Origin of the sequence: Specibacter sp. RAF43 (genome assembly GCF_052114065.1) — a bacterium.
Classification (GTDB): Bacteria; Actinomycetota; Actinomycetes; order Actinomycetales; family Micrococcaceae; genus Specibacter.
In genome coordinates, this window is the sequence record NZ_JBFREA010000011.1 from 36,690 (window position 1) to 53,943 (window position 17,254).

At 67.8% G+C, this 17,254-nt stretch carries 15 protein-coding genes; 6 read left to right on the forward strand and 9 right to left on the reverse strand.

The features are described 5' to 3' along the window. Positions 1 to 158: 158 nt before the first annotated feature. Positions 159 to 431: a preprotein translocase subunit SecG gene (secG, locus tag AB4Y80_RS07855; RefSeq protein ID WP_442213419.1), complete on the forward strand. Its 273-nt coding sequence runs from the start codon at positions 159 to 161 to the stop codon at positions 429 to 431. A 73-nt stretch (positions 432 to 504) separates the two neighbouring features. Here secG and pgl read toward each other — a convergent pair whose 3' ends face one another. From pgl to tkt, 6 genes are all read right to left on the reverse strand, one after another. Beyond that, a complete protein-coding gene (pgl, locus tag AB4Y80_RS07860; protein ID WP_442213422.1) occupies positions 505 to 1,320 on the reverse strand; it encodes a 6-phosphogluconolactonase in 816 nt (271 codons plus the stop codon). Next, on the reverse strand, positions 1,317 to 2,258 hold the full coding sequence (locus AB4Y80_RS07865) for a glucose-6-phosphate dehydrogenase assembly protein OpcA (RefSeq protein ID WP_442213424.1): 942 nt from the start codon (positions 2,256 to 2,258) through the stop codon (positions 1,317 to 1,319). Before AB4Y80_RS07865 ends, pgl begins: the two co-directional genes overlap by 4 nt. Further along, positions 2,255 to 3,799, reverse strand: coding sequence for a glucose-6-phosphate dehydrogenase (zwf, locus tag AB4Y80_RS07870; RefSeq protein ID WP_442213427.1), 1,545 nt, complete (start codon positions 3,797 to 3,799; stop codon positions 2,255 to 2,257). The genes AB4Y80_RS07865 and zwf overlap by 4 nt, the downstream gene beginning before the upstream one ends. Positions 3,800 to 3,814: 15 nt before the next feature. Then, a complete protein-coding gene (locus AB4Y80_RS07875) occupies positions 3,815 to 5,479 on the reverse strand; it encodes a glucose-6-phosphate isomerase (protein ID WP_442213429.1) in 1,665 nt (554 codons plus the stop codon). A 3-nt stretch (positions 5,480 to 5,482) separates the two neighbouring features. Further along, complete coding sequence (gene tal / locus AB4Y80_RS07880; RefSeq protein WP_442213431.1) at positions 5,483 to 6,604, reverse strand: transaldolase; 1,122 nt, start codon at positions 6,602 to 6,604, stop codon at positions 5,483 to 5,485. A gap of 89 nt (positions 6,605 to 6,693) precedes the next feature. Then, on the reverse strand, positions 6,694 to 8,820 hold the full coding sequence (tkt, locus tag AB4Y80_RS07885; RefSeq protein ID WP_442213433.1) for a transketolase: 2,127 nt from the start codon (positions 8,818 to 8,820) through the stop codon (positions 6,694 to 6,696). A gap of 346 nt (positions 8,821 to 9,166) precedes the next feature. On the opposite strand from tkt, the gene AB4Y80_RS07890 reads away from it, so the two are divergent. Next, positions 9,167 to 10,126 (forward strand): heme o synthase, encoded by a 960-nt coding sequence (locus AB4Y80_RS07890; protein WP_442213513.1) that lies wholly within the window; start codon positions 9,167 to 9,169, stop codon positions 10,124 to 10,126. A gap of 197 nt (positions 10,127 to 10,323) precedes the next feature. Here AB4Y80_RS07890 and AB4Y80_RS07895 read toward each other — a convergent pair whose 3' ends face one another. Genes AB4Y80_RS07895 through AB4Y80_RS07905 form a run of 3 tightly spaced genes read right to left on the reverse strand, consistent with a single transcriptional unit; the run spans position 10,324 to position 13,111 of the window. Then, positions 10,324 to 11,280 (reverse strand): COX15/CtaA family protein, encoded by a 957-nt coding sequence (locus AB4Y80_RS07895; protein ID WP_442213435.1) that lies wholly within the window; start codon positions 11,278 to 11,280, stop codon positions 10,324 to 10,326. A gap of 5 nt (positions 11,281 to 11,285) precedes the next feature. After that, on the reverse strand, positions 11,286 to 12,089 hold the full coding sequence (locus tag AB4Y80_RS07900) for an ABC transporter permease (protein ID WP_442213438.1): 804 nt from the start codon (positions 12,087 to 12,089) through the stop codon (positions 11,286 to 11,288). Then, positions 12,086 to 13,111, reverse strand: a complete 1,026-nt coding sequence (locus AB4Y80_RS07905) for an ABC transporter ATP-binding protein (RefSeq protein WP_442213440.1) — start codon at positions 13,109 to 13,111, stop codon at positions 12,086 to 12,088. The genes AB4Y80_RS07900 and AB4Y80_RS07905 overlap by 4 nt, the downstream gene beginning before the upstream one ends. A gap of 186 nt (positions 13,112 to 13,297) precedes the next feature. On the opposite strand from AB4Y80_RS07905, the gene AB4Y80_RS07910 reads away from it, so the two are divergent. The 4 genes from AB4Y80_RS07910 to AB4Y80_RS07925 are packed head-to-tail and all read left to right on the forward strand — an operon-like array spanning position 13,298 to position 17,222. Beyond that, the gene (locus tag AB4Y80_RS07910) at positions 13,298 to 14,068 is read left to right on the forward strand and encodes a helix-turn-helix transcriptional regulator (RefSeq protein WP_442213442.1); all 771 of its coding nucleotides are present in this window, start codon (positions 13,298 to 13,300) and stop codon (positions 14,066 to 14,068) included. Continuing rightward, positions 14,068 to 15,543, forward strand: coding sequence for a Fe-S cluster assembly protein SufB (gene sufB, locus AB4Y80_RS07915; protein WP_442213444.1), 1,476 nt, complete (start codon positions 14,068 to 14,070; stop codon positions 15,541 to 15,543). Before AB4Y80_RS07910 ends, sufB begins: the two co-directional genes overlap by 1 nt. Beyond that, on the forward strand, positions 15,544 to 16,860 hold the full coding sequence (gene sufD, locus AB4Y80_RS07920; protein ID WP_442213447.1) for a Fe-S cluster assembly protein SufD: 1,317 nt from the start codon (positions 15,544 to 15,546) through the stop codon (positions 16,858 to 16,860). After that, positions 16,860 to 17,222, forward strand: a complete 363-nt coding sequence (locus AB4Y80_RS07925) for a non-heme iron oxygenase ferredoxin subunit (protein ID WP_442213449.1) — start codon at positions 16,860 to 16,862, stop codon at positions 17,220 to 17,222. Before sufD ends, AB4Y80_RS07925 begins: the two co-directional genes overlap by 1 nt. The last annotated feature ends 32 nt before the right edge of the window (positions 17,223 to 17,254 follow it).

The window sequence follows — 17,254 nt, forward strand, 5'->3', positions numbered from 1 at the left end:
GCACCCGCCCGGCGCCGCGGCGAGGCGGCCCCGTCCATTCGCCAAGCCGTCCCGTTGGCGGATAGACTGGGCTGCGGACTACGGCCCGGGTGACCCGGACCGTGAGTTTTTCCTGCCAACGGACACGCCGTCCATTTGGGCCCGGTTGACCCAACCGGATGCCCGCCCATGCTGAAAGGCCACCAGTGGAAGCACTTCAAATCACCCTGCAGATCATCCTGGGCGTCACCAGTTTGCTGTTGACCCTGTTGATCCTGCTCCACAAGGGGCGCGGCGGCGGGCTGTCGGACATGTTCGGTGGCGGCATGAGTTCCAACCTCGGCTCCTCCGGCGTGGCCGAGCGCAACCTCAACCGCTTCACCGTGATCCTGGGCATTGTGTGGGGCCTGGACATCATTGGACTGGGCCTGATCATGTCCTACGCAACCTAAAGCCGCAGGGCAACACGCACAAAGGGTCCGCCCGGCAACATGCCGGGCGGACCCTTTGTGCGTGCGGCGGATGCTAGCGGCTGTATTGTTCCCGGCGCATGAGCTGCTCGGGCACCTTGGCGGCGGCGTCCTGGTCAAGGAGCCACAGGGTCTTGGCCAGGCCCCGGGCGCCCGACGCGGGCACCTGCACCGGGTTGGCGCCGGCCAGGCCCAGCCCGACGGCGGCGGCCTTGTCCGCGCCGGCGGCCACAATCCAGATCTCCTGGGCCGAGTTGATGGCCTCCAGCGTCAGGGACACGCGCAGGGGCGGCGGCTTGGGGGAGTTCACCACGCCCACCACCGGCACTCCCGCGGTGCGGATGCCGGCCATCTCCGGGAACAGGGAGGCGATGTGGGCGTCGGGGCCCAGGCCCAGCAACAACACGTCGAACCGGGGGACAGTCGGCTCCGTCGCGGAGGCGGCGTCGTCGTCGTTCTCCCACTCGAGCCGGGCGGCGGCGGCGAGCTGGGCGGTGTAGTCCGCGGCGGCGGCGGCGAGATCGGCCACCTGGTCCGAGGCGGCCATGACGTGCACCCGGGCCGGATCGGCGTCGATATGGTCCAGGAGTGCGGCGGCGGCCTGGCCGGCGTTGCGGTCGGGGGAGTCGGCGGCGACAAATCTGTCGTCGCCGAACCAAAAGTTCACCTTGGCCCAGTCCACGGCCAGCCGCGCCGGGGACTGCGCAATGGCCGTCAGGGTGGCGATGCCGACGCTGCCCCCGGTCAGGACCACGGTGGCCTCGCCGCGCTCACTTTGGACGTCCAACAGGCGCGTTATGAGCCGTGCGGCGGTGGTGGCGGCCAGCACGTCAAAGGACGGATGGAGCGTGATGCGAACGTTGCGGGTCATGCCTGTACCACCAATTCGTCGGCCAAAAGCGTCGTCAGGCCCCGGGTGATGACCTCACCGAAGACCTCATCGGGGTCCAGCCTACGCAATTCCTCCGCCAAACAGTCCTGCAGCGTCCGGCGCGGGAGCGAAATGCGCTGGACGGGCTGCCCGGGCTGGGTCAGCACGGCCTCGGTCGTGCCCGGTCGGTGGAGCTCCACGTTTCCGTTGGCCCGTTCCATGACCACCCGCCGGATGCCGGTGCCGCGCGCATCCTCCGTGATGGTGATGGGCACCTCGAGGGCCCGGTGCAGCCAGGCCGCGAGCAGCAGGGTGCTGGGGGAATCGCTGGCACCCTCCACCTGGAGCGCGGTGACGGGTTCGGAACCGTCCGCCGAGTCCAGGACGGCCGCCAGCTGGATGCGCCAGTTGGTCAACCGGGTCCAGGCGAGGTCGGTGTCGCCGGCCGCGTACGTTTGGGCGATGTGCCCCAGCGCCGCCCGGGGATCGGCCTCGTTGGCCGAGTCCGTGATCCGGCGGTGCGCAATCCGGCCCACCGGGCTCGTGCTGGGCGAGTCCGGGGCGCCGTGCGGCCACCAGGCCACGATGGGGGCGTCCGGCAGCAGCAGGGCGGACACCACGGACTCGCTCTCGGCGGCCAGTTCCCCATGGCCGCGCAGCACGATCACCTCGGACGCGCCGGCGTCGCCGCCCACGCGGATCTCCCCGTCCAGGCGGGTGGGGGCATCGGGGGAGCCGGAAGCCAGCACGATGATGCGGCACGGGTGTTCGCGGCTGGCCAGGTTGGCCGCCGCAATGGCGTCCTCCTCCAGCCCGCCCTTGGTGATGACCACCAGGGTCAGGACCCGGCCCAGGGTGACGACGCCGCCCTGTTCGCGCATCTTGACGATCTGCTTGGTGATCCTTGAGGTTGTTGTGTCCGGCAGGTCAACGATCATGGTCGACGCCACGTCCTTCCGTCTCGCTTCAACAGTTCATCGGCCGACGCCGGGCCCCAGCTGCCGGGCTCGTAGCTTTCCGGCTGCACGCCCTCCGCCGCCCAGTATTCCTCGAACGGGTCCAGGATTTTCCAGGACAGCTCCACCTCCTGGTGGCGGGGGAACAGCGGCGGCTCGCCCAGCAGCACATCCAGGATGAGACGTTCGTACGCTTCGGGGCTGGATTCGGTGAACGCGTGGCCGTAGCCAAAGTCCATCGTGACGTCCCTAACCTCCATCTGGGTGCCGGGCACCTTGGAGCCGAAGCGGATGGTCACGCCTTCGTCGGGCTGGACCCGAATGACGACGGCGTTTTGGCCGAAGTCGTCCTCCCCGTGGTCGGTGAACAGCAGGTTCGGCGCCCGCTTGAACACCACGGCGATCTCGGTGACCCGGCGCCCCAGCCGCTTGCCGGCGCGCAGGTAAAACGGCACCCCGCTCCAGCGCCGGGTGTTGATGTCCAGCCGGACCGCGGCGTACGTCTCCGTGGTGGAATGGGCCGGGATGCCCTCCTCCTGAAGATAACCCTGGACGTGCTCGCCGCCCTGCCAGCCGCCGGCAAACTGGCCGCGGGCCGAATGCCGGGACAGGTCCGCGGGCAGCTTGACGGCCGCCAGCACTTTTTCCTTCTCGGCGCGCAGGTGCTCGGCGTTGAAGGAGATCGGCTCCTCCATGGCCGTCAGGGCCAACAGCTGCAGCAAGTGGTTTTGGATGACGTCGCGGGCCGCGCCCACGCCGTCGTAGTAGCCGGCCCGGCCGCCGGTGCCGATGTCCTCGGCCATGGTGATCTGCACATGGTCCACGTAGTTGGCGTTCCACAACGGCTCAAAGAATTGGTTGGCAAAGCGCAGCGCCAGGATGTTCTGCACGGTTTCCTTGCCCAGGTAGTGATCGATGCGGAACACCGAATCCGCCGGGAAGACCGATTCGACGATGTCGTTGAGCGCCCGGGCGGAAGCCAGGTTGTGGCCGAAGGGCTTTTCGATGACCACCCGGCGCCAGTTGTCCGCGTCGTTTTGTGCCAGCCCGTGGTCGGACAGCTGCCGGCACACCAGCTCGAACGCCTTGGGCGGGATGGAGAGGTAGAACGCGTGATTGCCCTGCGTGCCCCGGTGCTCATCAAGGGTGGCCAGGGTGTCCTTGAGCCGTTCAAAGGCGTCGTCGTCGTCAAACTCGCCCCGCACGAAGCGAATGCCCTCGCGCAGCTGGTTCCACACGGTTTCGTCGAAGGGCGTGCGGCAGTGGGCCTGCACCGACTCCTTGACCCGTGCGGCAAACTCCGTATCGCTCCAGTCGCGGCGGGCAAAGCCCACCAACGCGAAGCTAGGCGGAAGCAGGCCCCGGTTGGCGAGATCGTAGACGGCCGGCATGAGCTTCTTGCGGGCCAGGTCGCCGGTGACCCCAAAGAGCACCAGCGACGACGGTCCCGCCACCCGGGAAAGCCGCCGGTCGCGGCTGTCCCGGAGCGGGTTGAGGTGTTGTGTAGCAGCTTCGTGGGGCATGGAGGTGTTCTGGCCTTATGCGTCGGTGTGCCGGCCGGCAAGTGCGGCCACCACAGTTTTCAGTTGTTCAACGCCGGCGGCCACATCCGTGAAGTGCAGACGCAGCACGGGCCGGCCGTGGTCGGCCAGCACCCGGGCGTCGCCGGCCGCCTGGGCGGCAATCAGCTCCCCAAAGGTGAAGGGGCGCTCCGGGATGGGCAGGTCCGCGGCGGTGGAACCGGTGATTTGAAGGAACACCCCGACGGCGGGCCCGCCCTTGTGGAACTGGCCGGTGGAGTGCAGGAAGCGGGGTCCCCAGCCAAACGTGACGGGACGGCCGGTGGCCGCCGCCAGCGGGTCGCGGACGTCGGCCAGCGACGGGTTCGCGGGCCGGTCCAGGTACGCCTGGACGCTGAGGTAGCCGTTGGCCGGCAGCCGCCCGGTCACGGCCTCCAGGGCCTGGGCCACGGTCGTGGCCCCGGCCAGCCAGCCGGCGTCGTCATTGGCCGTGCGGACCTCGACGGCGCCGTCGGTGAACAGGGCGGGCGTCGGTGCGGGGGTGGCGTCGAGCAGGCCGCGGGCGGCGACCTTGGCGGCCTCCACGTCCGGCTGGTCAAAGGGATTGATGCCCAGCAGGCGGCCGGCGACGACGGTGGCAAACTCCCACACCATCAATTGCGCGCCCAGGTCCCCGGCGATGGATACCGAATTTGAGCCGCTCTCGCCGTTCGCGCCGTTCTCGCCCAGCTCGACGTCGGCGTCCGCGGCCACCAGCCGCGCGGTCAGCACGTCGGGCGCCCCGCCGGTCACCTCGGGGGAGTCCGGGCCGGCCACGACGGGCAGCAGCCCGGTGCCCAGCTTGCCGGTCGATTCGGCGATCAACTGCTCGGCCCAATCGGCGAACCCGACGATGCCCGATCCTTCGTCCACGATCACGATTTTGTCCCGCAGCGGGGCCGTCCCGCCCAGGGCCGCGCCCAGGGCCAGGCCGATGTTCTCCGCGGCGTCCTCACGCAGGATTTCCGCGGCCTCCTCGGCCGAGTCCAGCAGCGCCCGCACATCCACCCCGGCCAGGCCAGAGGGAACCAGACCGAACGCGGTCAGTGCCGAATAGCGCCCGCCCACATTGGGGTCGGCGTTGAAGACCTTGCGGTAGCCGGCCGCGCGGGCGGAAGCGTCCAGCGGCGAGCCGGGGTCGGTCACGACAATGATGCGCCGCCGGGCGTCAATGCCGGCCGCGGCGAACTCCTGCTCGAAGATGCGCCGCTGCGAATCCGTCTCCAGCGTGGAACCGGACTTGGAGGATACGACGATGGCGGTTTGCGCGAGCCGGTCGGAGACCGCGGCACGGACCTGGTCCGGGTCGGTGCTGTCCAGCACGGTGAGTTCGACGCCGGCCGTGGCCGTGATGACCTCCGGGGCCAGGGACGAGCCGCCCATGCCGCACAGCACGATGTGGGTGACACCCTCGGCGGCCAGTTCCAGGCGCAGGGCCTCGATGTCCGCCACCAGGGGCGCGGACACCTCGGGGGCGCTCACCCAGCCGAGCCGGATCGCGGACTCGCTTTCGGCGTCCGGACCCCACAACGTGGCGTCCTTGGCGAAGATCCGGGAGGCGATCCGCTCGGCCACGAGCGTCGGAAGGTGGGCCGTGCCGGCGGCCCGGGCGGCGCCGGTGGCCGCGAATGCCAGCGTCGTCATGCCCTAGGCCTCCGCGCCGACGGCGTCCAGGGCGTCCTGGACGTGGTCCAGCAGTTCCTTCCAGCTGGTCACGAACTTCGCCAAGCCCTCGCGCTCCAGCAAGTCCACGACGTCGTTGTAGGAAACACCCAGGCTCTCGAGCTTGTTCAGCAGGGCGTTGGCATCCTGGTAGCCGGAGGTGATGGTGTCCCCGGTGACCACGCCGTGGTCGAAGACGGCCTCGAGGGTCTTCTCCGGCATGGTGTTGACCACATTGGCGGCAACCAGCTCGGTGACGTACATCGTGTCCGGGTAGGCCGGGTCCTTCACACCCGTGGAAGCCCACAGGGGGCGCTGGGGCAGGGCCCCGGCGTCGGCCAGCAGGGCCCAGCGCTCGGTGCTGAACATCTCCTCGAACACCTGGTAGGCCAGGCGGGCGTTGGCGATGCCGGCCTTGCCCTTGAGCCCGCGAGCCTCCTCGGTGCCCACGGCATCGAGGCGCTTGTCGATCTCCGTGTCCACGCGGGAGACGAAGAAGGAGGCCACCGAGTGGATATCGGCGAGGGCATGCCCGTTGGCCTTGGCCTGCTCGAGCCCGTTGAGGAAGGCGTTGACGACGGCGCGGTAGCGTTCCAGGGAGAAGATCAGCGTGACGTTGACGCTGATGCCCGCGGCCAGGGTGGCCGTGATGGCCTCCAGCCCCTCCAGGGTGGCCGGGATCTTGATGTAGACGTTCTTCTTGTCCACCTTGGCGTAGAGGCGCTTGGCCTCGGCGATGGTGCCCTCGGTGTCCCAGGCCTTGCGCGGGTCGACCTCGATGGACACGCGGCCGTCGACGCCCCGGGTGGACTCGGCGATGGGGGCGAACAAGTCGCAGCCCGCGGCCACGTCCGCCGTCGTCAGCTCAAAGAGGGCGTCCTCGGAGTGCACGCCCTGGGCCGAGAAGGCCCGCAGCTCGGCCTTGTAGGCGTCGCTCTTGGTGATGGCGGCCTCGAAGATGCTGGGGTTGGTCGTGACGCCGACAACGTTCTTGTCGCCAATGAGGGTCTGCAGGCTGCCCGACTCCAGGCGCGTGCGGGAGAGGTCGTCAAGCCAGATGGAAACGCCGGCGGCGGAAAGGGCCGCAGTGGGAGTCAAATCAGTCATCTCTTTATCTTCTTTCTGAAAAAAATATGTGACTTTGGTAGGAAGACTCCGCAGGGGCGGGTGGAGGGCCCGTGCCCTGCGGCGGGAGGCTAGGCACCGGCGGCGGCCATGGAGTCCCTGGCGGCGGCGGTGACGGCCTCGGTGGTGATGCCGAACTCCTGGAACAGGCGCTTGTAGTCGGCGGAGGCGCCAAAGTGTTCCAGGGAGATGGAACGGCCGGCGTCGCCGGTGAATTCGCGCCAGCCCAGGGACAGGCCGGCCTCCACGGACACGCGGGCCTTGACGGCGGCGGGGAGCACCTGCTCGCGGTAGTCGGCCGGCTGGGCGTGGAACCATTCCACACACGGCATGGACACGACCCGGGCGGCGACGCCGTCGGCCGCCAGGGCCTCGCGGGCCTCCACGGCCAGCTGGACCTCCGAGCCCGTGGCGATCAGGATCACGTCGGGGGTGGTGACGGTGCCCTCACGCACGGCCTCGGCCAGGATGTAGCCGCCCCTGGCCACCCCGGCGGCGGAGCCGAAGTCGGTGGCCGTGGCCGGGCCGGCGCCGCGGGCGTAGGTGGGGATGTTCTGGCGGGTCAGCACGATCCCGGCCGGGTGGTCGGTGGTCTGCAGGATCTTGGCCCAGGCCGCGGCGACCTCGTTGGCGTCGCCGGGGCGCACCACGTCCAGGCCGGGGATGGCCCGCAGCGTGGCGAGCTGCTCCACCGGCTGATGGGTGGGGCCGTCCTCGCCCAGCCCGATCGAGTCGTGCGTCCAGACGTAGATGGACGGCACGCCCATGAGGGCGCTGAGCCGGATCGCCGGCCGCTGGTAGTCGCTGAAGATCAGGAACGTCCCGGAGAACGCCCGGGTGGGGCCGCCGAGGTGGATGCCATTGACAATGGCGGCCGCGGCGTGCTCGCGGATGCCAAAGTGCAGCACCCGGCCGTAGGGCCCCCCGGACCAGGTGTCCGTCTGCTTGGAAGCCGGCACAAACGAGCCCGACCCCTCGATGGTGGTGTTGTTGGAGCCGGCGAGGTCGCAGGAGCCGCCCCACAGCTCCGGGAGCACCGGGCCGATGGCGTTGAGGACCTTGCCGGAGGCGACACGGGTGGACACGTCCTTGCCGGGGGCAAAGTCGGGCAGGCTGGCCTCCCAGCCGGCCGGCAGCTTCTTGTTCTCGAGGCGCTCGAGCAGGGCCGCATTCTCCGGGTTGGCGGCCTGCCAGGCGGTGAAGCCGGCGGTCCATTCCGTGCGGGCCGCGGCGCCGCGCTCCACCAGCTGGCGGGCGTGGGCCAGGATGGCGGGGTCGACGTCGAAGTGCTTCTCCGGGTCGAAGCCCAGCTCGGTCTTCAGCGCGGCCACCTCGGCGGCGCCCAGCGCCGAGCCGTGGATGGCGCCCGTGTTCTGCTTCTTGGGGGAGGGGTAGCCGATGATGGTGCGCAGCAGCACCAGGGACGGCTTGCTGGTCTCGGCCTTTGCCGCCTGAAGGGCGGCGTTGAGCTCTGCGACGTCCTCGACATATTCGCCGGTCTTCGTCCAGTCCACGCGCTGCACGTGCCAGCCGTAGGCCTCGTAGCGCGCAAGGACATCCTCCGAGTAGGCGATGTTGGTGTCGTCCTCGATGGAGATGTGGTTCGAATCGTAGATGACCACCATATTGCCCAGTTCCTGGTGCCCGGCCAGCGAGGACGCCTCGCTGGTCACGCCTTCCTGGAGGTCGCCGTCGGAGGCGATGACCCACACGGTGTGGTCGAAGGGGCTGGTGCCGGGGGCGGCGTCGGGGTCCATCAGCCCGCGCATGCGCCGCTGGGAGTAGGCAAAGCCGACCGCGGAGGCCAGGCCCTGGCCGAGGGGGCCGGTGGTGATCTCCACACCCCGGGTGTGCTTGTACTCGGGGTGGCCGGGGGTCAGGGAGCCCCAGGTGCGCAGCGCCTGAAGATCGGTGAGCTCCAGGCCGTAGCCGGAAAGGAAGAGTTGGATGTAGAGCGTCAGGGACGTGTGGCCGGGGGAGAGGATGAACCGGTCGCGGCCAATCCAGTCGGGCGTCTTCGGGTCCAGGCGCATGACCTTTTGAAAGAGCAGGTAGGCTGCCGGGGCCAGGGACATGGCGGTTCCGGGGTGGCCGTTGCCGACCTTTTCCACTGCGTCGGCCGCCAGCACCCGGGCGGTGTCCACCGCGCGCTGGTCTTCGGCTGTCCAGGTAAACGGTGCGGAATCCAAATGTGACACTTACAGTCCCTCTCGTTGGGTGCATGGATGAAACAGGCGCGGTGACATCGGACGGACGTGGTCGAAACCCTGCCAGCCGCCCCGGTGCGCACTGCTCACGGTACAAAATTTCATCTGGCTTCAGCTTAGTCCAACAGCCATGGGCGACCACTAAATCCGGCGGCTCGCACGCATTCACATTGCGGTCACCTGCGCGGACATGTGATCAAGTTTCAGGGAAGTTCACCCTGATCCTTGACTAATGTCGATTCATGCCTATCCAGCGTCGGACGGGTATGATATTGAGAGGCTCGGCCGGGGCCTGACGCAGGTCCGGCCGATTGCTGGAATCCAACGATGAAACATGGTGACATTACACGTGAGTGCAACGCATGCCCCCACCGCCGGAACCGCATCCAACGGCTCCGTGGGGTTCTCCGCCAAGGCCAAGGGATACCTGGCCCTGACCAAGCCCCGGGTGGTGGAGTTGCTGTTGGTGACGACGCTGCCCACCATGTTCTTCGCCCAGCGGGGCGTTCCGGGCGTCTGGCTCATGGTGGCCACCATGGTCGGCGGTGCGCTGGCCGCCGGCGCGTCCGGGGCGTTCAACTGCTACATTGACCGCGACATCGACAAGATCATGCACCGCACCTCCAAGCGCCCGCTGGTGACCGGGGTCATCACCCCCCGTGAGGCGCTCGTGTTTTCCTGGGTGCTGGCCGTGTTGTCGGTGGTCATCCTGTGGTTCGGCGCCAACCCGCTGACCGGCCTGTTGGGCGTGGGCGCCATCTTCTTGTACGTCGTGGTCTACTCGCTGATCCTCAAGCGCCGCACCACGCAGAACATCGTGTGGGGCGGGGCCGCCGGCTGCATGCCCGTGCTCATCGCCTGGGCGGCCGTGACCAACACGGTGGACTGGCCCGCCGTCGTGCTCTTCATGATCATCTTCCTGTGGACTCCGCCGCACTACTGGCCGCTGTCCATGCGCTACAGCGACGACTACAACGCCGTCAATGTCCCCATGCTCGGCGCCGTGGCCGGGTCCCGCACCGTCGCCGTCCAGGTGGTCTTGTACACGTGGGCCATGGTGGCGTGCTCCCTGCTGATGGTGCCCCTCGGCGGTGCCGGGGTCGTCTACACGGTCACGGCCGTGGCCGCCGGCGCGTGGTTCCTCTTTGAGGCCCACACGCTGTACAACAACTCCACGAAGGACCTGGTCACCAAGAAGAACGCCATGAAGGTGTTCCACGTGTCCATCACCTACCTGACCCTGGTGTTCCTCTCCCTGGCCATCGACCCCTTCGTCGGGGCCCCGTTGATCGGCTAACTAGCCGCCGCACCGCCCCCGCCCCACCCCTACCTGACCCGCAATAGATGTCGAAAATTCGTGATTTGAGCGTGTTTTTCGACATCTATTGCGGGTTGGTTGCGTGGTGAGCCGGGGACGACGGCGGCCCCGTACCTTGGGCGTTCAAGGTGCGGGGCCGCCGTCGTCCCCGCTTGGGGGACTAGTTCGGTCGTCGCTTAGGCGCGGACCCGGTCCGCACCGCGGCGCAGGGCGAGGTCGGCCATATTGGTGCCCGTGGCCAGCAGTGCCGAGGAGCCAAGCATGTGCAGGCCCACCAGCAGGGCAGGGACGCCGGTGAAGTACTGCCAGTAGCCGATGACGCCCTGGAACACCACGGTGGCGATCAACAAGATGGCGGCGGTGCGCAGGAGGTCGCCCTTGCCGCGGCGCCACAGCAGGATCACCAGGATGACCGAGACGGCCACCAGGAGGTACACCGGCACCACGTGGGTGCGGGTGATCAGGTACGGGTCAAGCATGTTCCGGGGGGCGTTGGCGTCGCCGGCGTGCGGACCGGAACCGGTCACCATGGTCCCGAGCACCACGGCCAGGTAGGTGCAGACGGCGGCCACGACGCTCAGCTGGCGGATGGTCCGCCCCGGACGCACGACGCCGGCGGGAGCCGAGACGCCCGTCCTGCCGTAGGTGCGGTTCACCAGCAGCATGGCAAAGACCACCAGGGCGGCGGAGACCAGGAAGTGCAGGCTGACGACGTAAGGATTCAGGCCGGTCTTCACGGTGATCCCGCCGATGACGGCCTGGGCCGGAATGCTGGCCAGCAGGCCAACCGCCAGCCCGAACAGGTCCCGCCGTTCCCTGCGCAGCTTCCACAACATCACCAGCATGGCCAGCGCGACGGCGGCCAGCGCAAACGTCAGGGTCCGGTTGCCGAACTCGATGATGCCGTGAATGCCCATCTCGGGCGTGTTGACCACGGACTCGGCGGTGCACTTGGGCCACGTGGGGCAGCCCAGGCCGGAGGCGGTCAGCCGCACGACGCCGCCGGAGACGATCAGCACGCCCTGGCCGATGAGGGACGCGACGGACAGCCGGCGCAGCGCGGGGGTGATGGTGGTGGGGAGGCGGCTGCCCAGGGATCGGGCGGCCGTGCTGCGTTGACTCACTTCATTCACGTCTTTCAACTCCATTTGAACCATTTGATTGCCGCGAGCGAACCGGCGACGGCCCACGCGAGCAAGATGACAAGGGCGAAGATATTCACGTCGCCGTCCAGCAGGGCCGCGCGCATCAGTGTTCCCAGCGCCCCGGAGGGCAGCCAGTCGACGATTCCGGCCATGGTGGTTGAGAACTTTTCCGCCGGCAGCACAATCCCGCCGAGGGCCGCGAACAGGATCCAGCCCAGGTTGGTGATCGCCAGGGTGGCCTCGGGCCGGACCGTCCCGGCAATGAGCAGGCCGAGGGCCGTAAAGGTGGCGGCGCCCAGCACGAGCAGTGGAATGCCCAGCAGGATGCCGACGACGGGCGGACGCCAGCCCAGGAAGGCGGCCACGGTGGAGATGACGGCCACCTGGATGGCCAGCGCCGCCAGCACCGCGATGACCTTCCCGGCGATCAGCCCGGTCCTGCCCAGCGGGGTGGTGGAGAGGAAACGCAGGACTCCGTACCGGCGGTCAAAGCCGGTCGCGATGCCCTGCCCGGTGAACGCCGTCGACAGGGCGCACAGGGCCAGGATGCCGGGGGTGGCGATGTTGATGCGGGAATCTCCCATGCCGTCCAGGATGGGGGTGACGGCCAGCGCGATCAGGCCCAGCAGCGGCATCACGATCATGAGCACCAGCTGTTCGCCGTTGCGCAACATGGTGGCAGCCTCGTGCCGGCCCTGGTTGAGCACCCGCCGAAATAGCGGGGCGGCGGCGCCCGGCTGGGCGTCCCTAAAATTCAGGGACGCCGGGTTGTGGGGGGAGTGGACCGGGACGCTCATCGGATTTCCCTTTCAACGGCCGGGGACAGGGGCTGGGGCGGGGAGCTTTCCCTGGACACGGCCAGGAACACATCCTCCAGGGACTGTGACGCCAGGTGCACCGACGTCGGCATGATGGCCAGCTCCGCGCACCACCGGCCAAAGGCGGCCAGGTCCGCCGGCTCCAGCGAACCGGTGAGCCGGTAGCTGCCCGGCCGGGTCTCTTCGCACGCCACCCCCGCCCGGCGCAGGCCGGAGAGGTCCCCGCCCGGGGCCGCCTCAAACGTCATGGTGCGCCGGGTCAAGGTGGCCGTGGACTGGCGCAGCAGCTCCGGCACCGTGCCCTGGGTGACCGACTCGCCGTTGTTCACGATGTAGACGTAGTCGGCGAGCCGCTGGGCGTCATCGAGCAGGTGCGTGGTGAGGACGATCGCCTTGCCGGCGTCGCGCAACTCGCGGATGAGCTCGAACACCATGATCCGCGACTGCGGGTCCAACCCGGCGCTGGGTTCATCCAGGAAGAGAATTTCGGGATTGCCCAGCAGGCTCGCCGCCAAGGCCACCCGCTGCTTTTGCCCGCCCGAGAGCCGGCGGATGGTGGTGCCGGAGAATTCGCCGATGCCCAGCCGCGCCACCAGCGCATCCACGCTCAGCGGATGGTCATACATCCCGGCAATGTGCCGCAGCAGCGCCACGGGTCGGGCCGCCGGGGGCAGGCCGCCGTCCTGGAGCATCACCCCCACCCGGGCCCGCAGCCCGGCATCGGCCGTTTCGGGGTCTTGGCCCAGGAGCGAAATGGTGCCGGCGGTACGGCGCTGCAGCCCCTGGGCGCATTCAATGGTCGTCGTCTTGCCGGCGCCATTGGCCCCCAAAAGGGCCGTGACCTGGCCGTAATGGGCCCGCAGGCTGATGTTGGAGATGATCCGCTTCATCCGGCCCTCCAAGGCCGGTATCGGGCCGACATCCTTGACGAGGCCGGCGATATCCAGCGCGGGAACGGCGTCGGGGCCGGCCCCCGGGGCGGGGAAATGAGATTCTGGCACGGGCCTATTCTACGCGAGGTAGTATGCGCGAAAGTCTGCACCAGCGAAGGGACAAGAGTATGCGCCGTTGCGTCCGGGCACCCCGGCAACGTGGGTAGGCTCACCTTACTGGTATGGACCGGCGAATTACGACATACTTGTGTTGTTTATTAGTAGCGGTTTTTTCCATGTGCTGGAGGTGTGCAGGTGACGCAGGCAGTCTCGGGTGTTGCCGCCGTGCCGGATCCGGACGAGCGGACCCGCGATCGGGTGCTGACCGCGGTGCTCGAACGCGGCCCCGTCAGCGCCGCCCAATTGGGCAGGCTGCTCGGACTGACCCCCGCCGCGGTGCGCCGCCACCTGGACACGCTCTCCCGGCAGGGAGTGATCGAGGTCAAGCTGACCAGCAACGCCCACGCCGGCGCGGGGCGGCCCGCGCGCCGCTACGTAGTCTCCAAGCAGGGCCAAAGCGAGATCGGTGACGACTACCTGGAAATTGCACGCCTGGCCCTGACGGAGATTGCCGGGGGGCAGGGCGAACAGGGGATCGTCGACTTTGCCGAGCGCCGGTTTGCCAAGATGGAAGAAAAATACCAGCCGCTGGTTGACGCCGCCGGCCCGGACGTGGCCGCCCGCTCCAAGGCCCTGGCCTCGGCCCTGAACACCGACCGCTTCGTGGCGACCTCCAATTCGCTCAATCCCCATTCCGCCATGGCCGCCGAGCAGCTGTGCCAGGGGCACTGCCCCATCCAGGAGCTCGCGACCACCTTCCCCGAGTTTTGCGACGCCGAAACGGAAGTCTTTGCACGGCTTCTGGGCGTCGATGTGCGCAGGCTGTCCACGCTCGCCAGCGGCGGACATGTTTGCACCACCCATGTGCCAACGGGGCGGGCCGTGGTCCGCAAGCGTGTCAACACGCCAGCAGTCCACGCCGCGCCGTCGAACAATATTTCCAACCATCAGCAAGAAAGGCCGTGATGACGGATCAACTAGCGCAGGAAGTAGGCGCCGATGCTGCTGTCCATGACAGTGTCACCACCGATATCCTCGAACGAAACCCGGAGTTGGAGGGCATCGGAACCTATGCCTTCGGCTGGTCGGACAAAAACACCGCCAGTGACAACGCCCGGCGCGGCCTGAGCGAGGAAGTCGTCCGTGACATCTCGGCCAAAAAGGGCGAGCCGCAGTGGATGCTTGATATGCGCCTGAAGGGCCTGAAGTACTTCGACCGCAAGCCCATGCCCACCTGGGGCGCGGACCTCTCCGGCATCGACTTCGATAACATCAAGTACTTTGTGCGCTCCACGGAAAAGCAAGCCCAGACCTGGGAAGACCTGCCCGAGGACATCCGCACCACCTATGAGCGCATCGGCATCCCGGAGGCCGAGCGCAACCGCCTGGTCGGCGGCGTCACGGCCCAGTACGAGTCCGAGGTCGTCTACCACCAGATTCGCGAGGACCTGGAAGCCCAGGGCGTCATCTTCACCGACACCGACACCGCATTGCGCGAACACCCCGAATTCTTCGAGGAATACTTCGGCACCATGATCCCGGTGGGCGACAACAAGTTCGCGTCGCTGAACACGGCCGTCTGGTCCGGCGGCTCCTTCGTCTACGTCCCCCCGGGCGTCCACGTCGAAATCCCGCTGCAGGCCTACTTCCGCATCAACACGGAGAACATGGGCCAGTTTGAGCGCACGCTCATCATCGCCGACGAGGGAAGCTACGTCCACTACATCGAGGGCTGCACGGCCCCCATCTACACCTCGGACTCCCTGCACTCGGCCGTCGTGGAGATCGTGGTGAAGAAGAACGCCCGCGTTCGCTACACCACCATCCAGAACTGGTCCAACAACGTGTACAACCTGGTGACCAAGCGCGCCATCGCGCACGAAGGCGCCACGATGGAATGGGTCGACGGCAACATCGGCTCCAAGGTCACCATGAAGTACCCGGCCGTCTACCTGGTCGGCGAGCACGCCAAGGGGGAGACCCTGTCCATCGCGTTTGCCGGCGAGGGCCAGCACCAGGACACCGGCTCGAAGATGGTTCACATTGCGCCGAACACGCAGTCCTCCATCATCTCCAAGTCCGTGGCGCGCGGCGGCGGCCGCTCCGCCTACCGCGGCCTGGTCCAAATCCGCGAAGGCGCCACCCATTCGGCCAATACGGTCCGTTGCGACGCCCTGCTGGTGGACACCATCTCCCGGTCGGACACCTACCCGTACGTCGACGTCCGCGAGGATGACGTCTCCATGGGCCACGAGGCCACCGTTTCGAAGGTCAGCGCGGAGCAGTTGTTCTACCTGATGTCCCGCGGCATGCCCGAGGACGAGGCCATGGCTATGATCGTGCGCGGCTTTATCGAGCCGATTTCGCGTGAACTTCCCATGGAATATGCGCTTGAACTGAACCGCCTGATCGAACTGCAGATGGAAGGGGCCGTCGGCTAAATGACCGAGCTCACCGAAGAAAAGACAACCGACGAAAAAGTTTGGTCCCAGGGGTTCATCAAGGGCATGACCGAGGAAGGCGAAAAGCTTTCCGAGATCAATCCCGAGACCGGCCCGCTCGGCGGCAGCGCAGCCAAGGCCCACAGCCACGGCGGCGACAGCCACGGCGGCGGGGTCGGCATTCCGGACAGCTCACGCGCCGGCCGCCTCACCTCCTACAAATTGGCCGATTTCCCGCTCATCACCGGCCGCGAAGAGGACTGGCGCTTCACCCCGCTCAAGCGCCTGCGCGGGCTGGACCGCGTGGGTGTCAAGGGCCAGGAACTCAACGGCCCGGCCCCCACCATTGAGGTCACCACCCCTGACGCGGTCACGGTTGAGACCGTGGGGCGTGAGGATGCGCGCATCGGCAGCGCGGGCATTCCCGAGGACCGGGTGGCCGCGGCCGCCTGGGAAAACTTCACCACCGCCACCGTCGTCACCCTGCCCAAGGAATACGCCGGCACGGTCGATGACATCACCACCTTGACGATCACCGGCGCGGGCGAGACCCCTGCGGCGTCGCACATCCTGGTGCACGCCAAGCCGTTCGCAACCGGGGTCGTGGTCCTGGACCACCGTGGCAGCGCCGTCCTGAGTGAAAACGTGGAGATCCTGGTGGAGGACGGCGCGACCCTGACGGTCGTGAGCATCCAGGACTGGGACAACGACGCCGTACACGCCAGCGCCCAGCACATCAAGGTGGGCCGGGACGCCAAGGTCAAGCACGTCGTCGTCAACCTCGGCGGCAGCCTGCTGCGCACCACACCGTCCGCCCGCTACAGCAGCACCGGCGGCGAAGTGGAAATGTACGGGTTGTACTTTGCCGACGCCGGCCAGCACCTGGAGCAGCGCCTGTTCGTGGACCACTCCACGAACAACTGCAAGTCCCGGGTCACCTACAAGGGCGCCTTGCAGGGCGAGGGCGCGCATGCCGTGTGGATCGGCGATGTCCTCATCCGCAAGGAGGCCGAGGGAACCGACACGTACGAGCTGAACCGGAACCTGATCCTGACCCAGGGTGCGCGCGCGGACTCCGTGCCGAACCTGGAAATCGAGACCGGGCTGATCGAGGGTGCCGGCCACGCCAGCGCCACCGGCCGCTTTGACGACCAGCAGCTGTTCTACCTCCAGGCCCGCGGCATCCCCGAAGACGTCGCCCGGCGCCTGGTGGTGCGCGGGTTCCTCAACGAGGTCATCCAGCACATCAAGGTTCCCGCCCTGGAGGAGCGCCTGCGCGAGTCCGTGGAGCGTGAACTGGCGGCAGGCACGCTGTAATGACCGAAGCATCCGCCACGTTGCCGGCCGGCGTCGTCGTCTGCCATGTGGGTGACGTATCCGTCAAGTCGTCCCTCCTGGTCGAAATCGGCGAGCTGCCCGTGGCGATCGTGCGCGACTCCTATGGAGAGCTGCACGCGATCGGGGACACGTGCTCGCACGCGGAAATTTCGCTCAGCGAGGGCGACGTGGAGGACGCCACCATCGAATGCTGGGCACACGGCAGCTCGTTCGACCTGAAAACGGGCGAACCGCTGACATTGCCGGCCTTCGAACCGGTGCCGGTCTTTGCCCTGGCCATCCACGGCGACGACGTCTACGTGGACGTCACCAACATTCTCAACGGCGTCATCACGCAGTAGCGCTGGAACGAACACCACCAAACTTTTTTTAG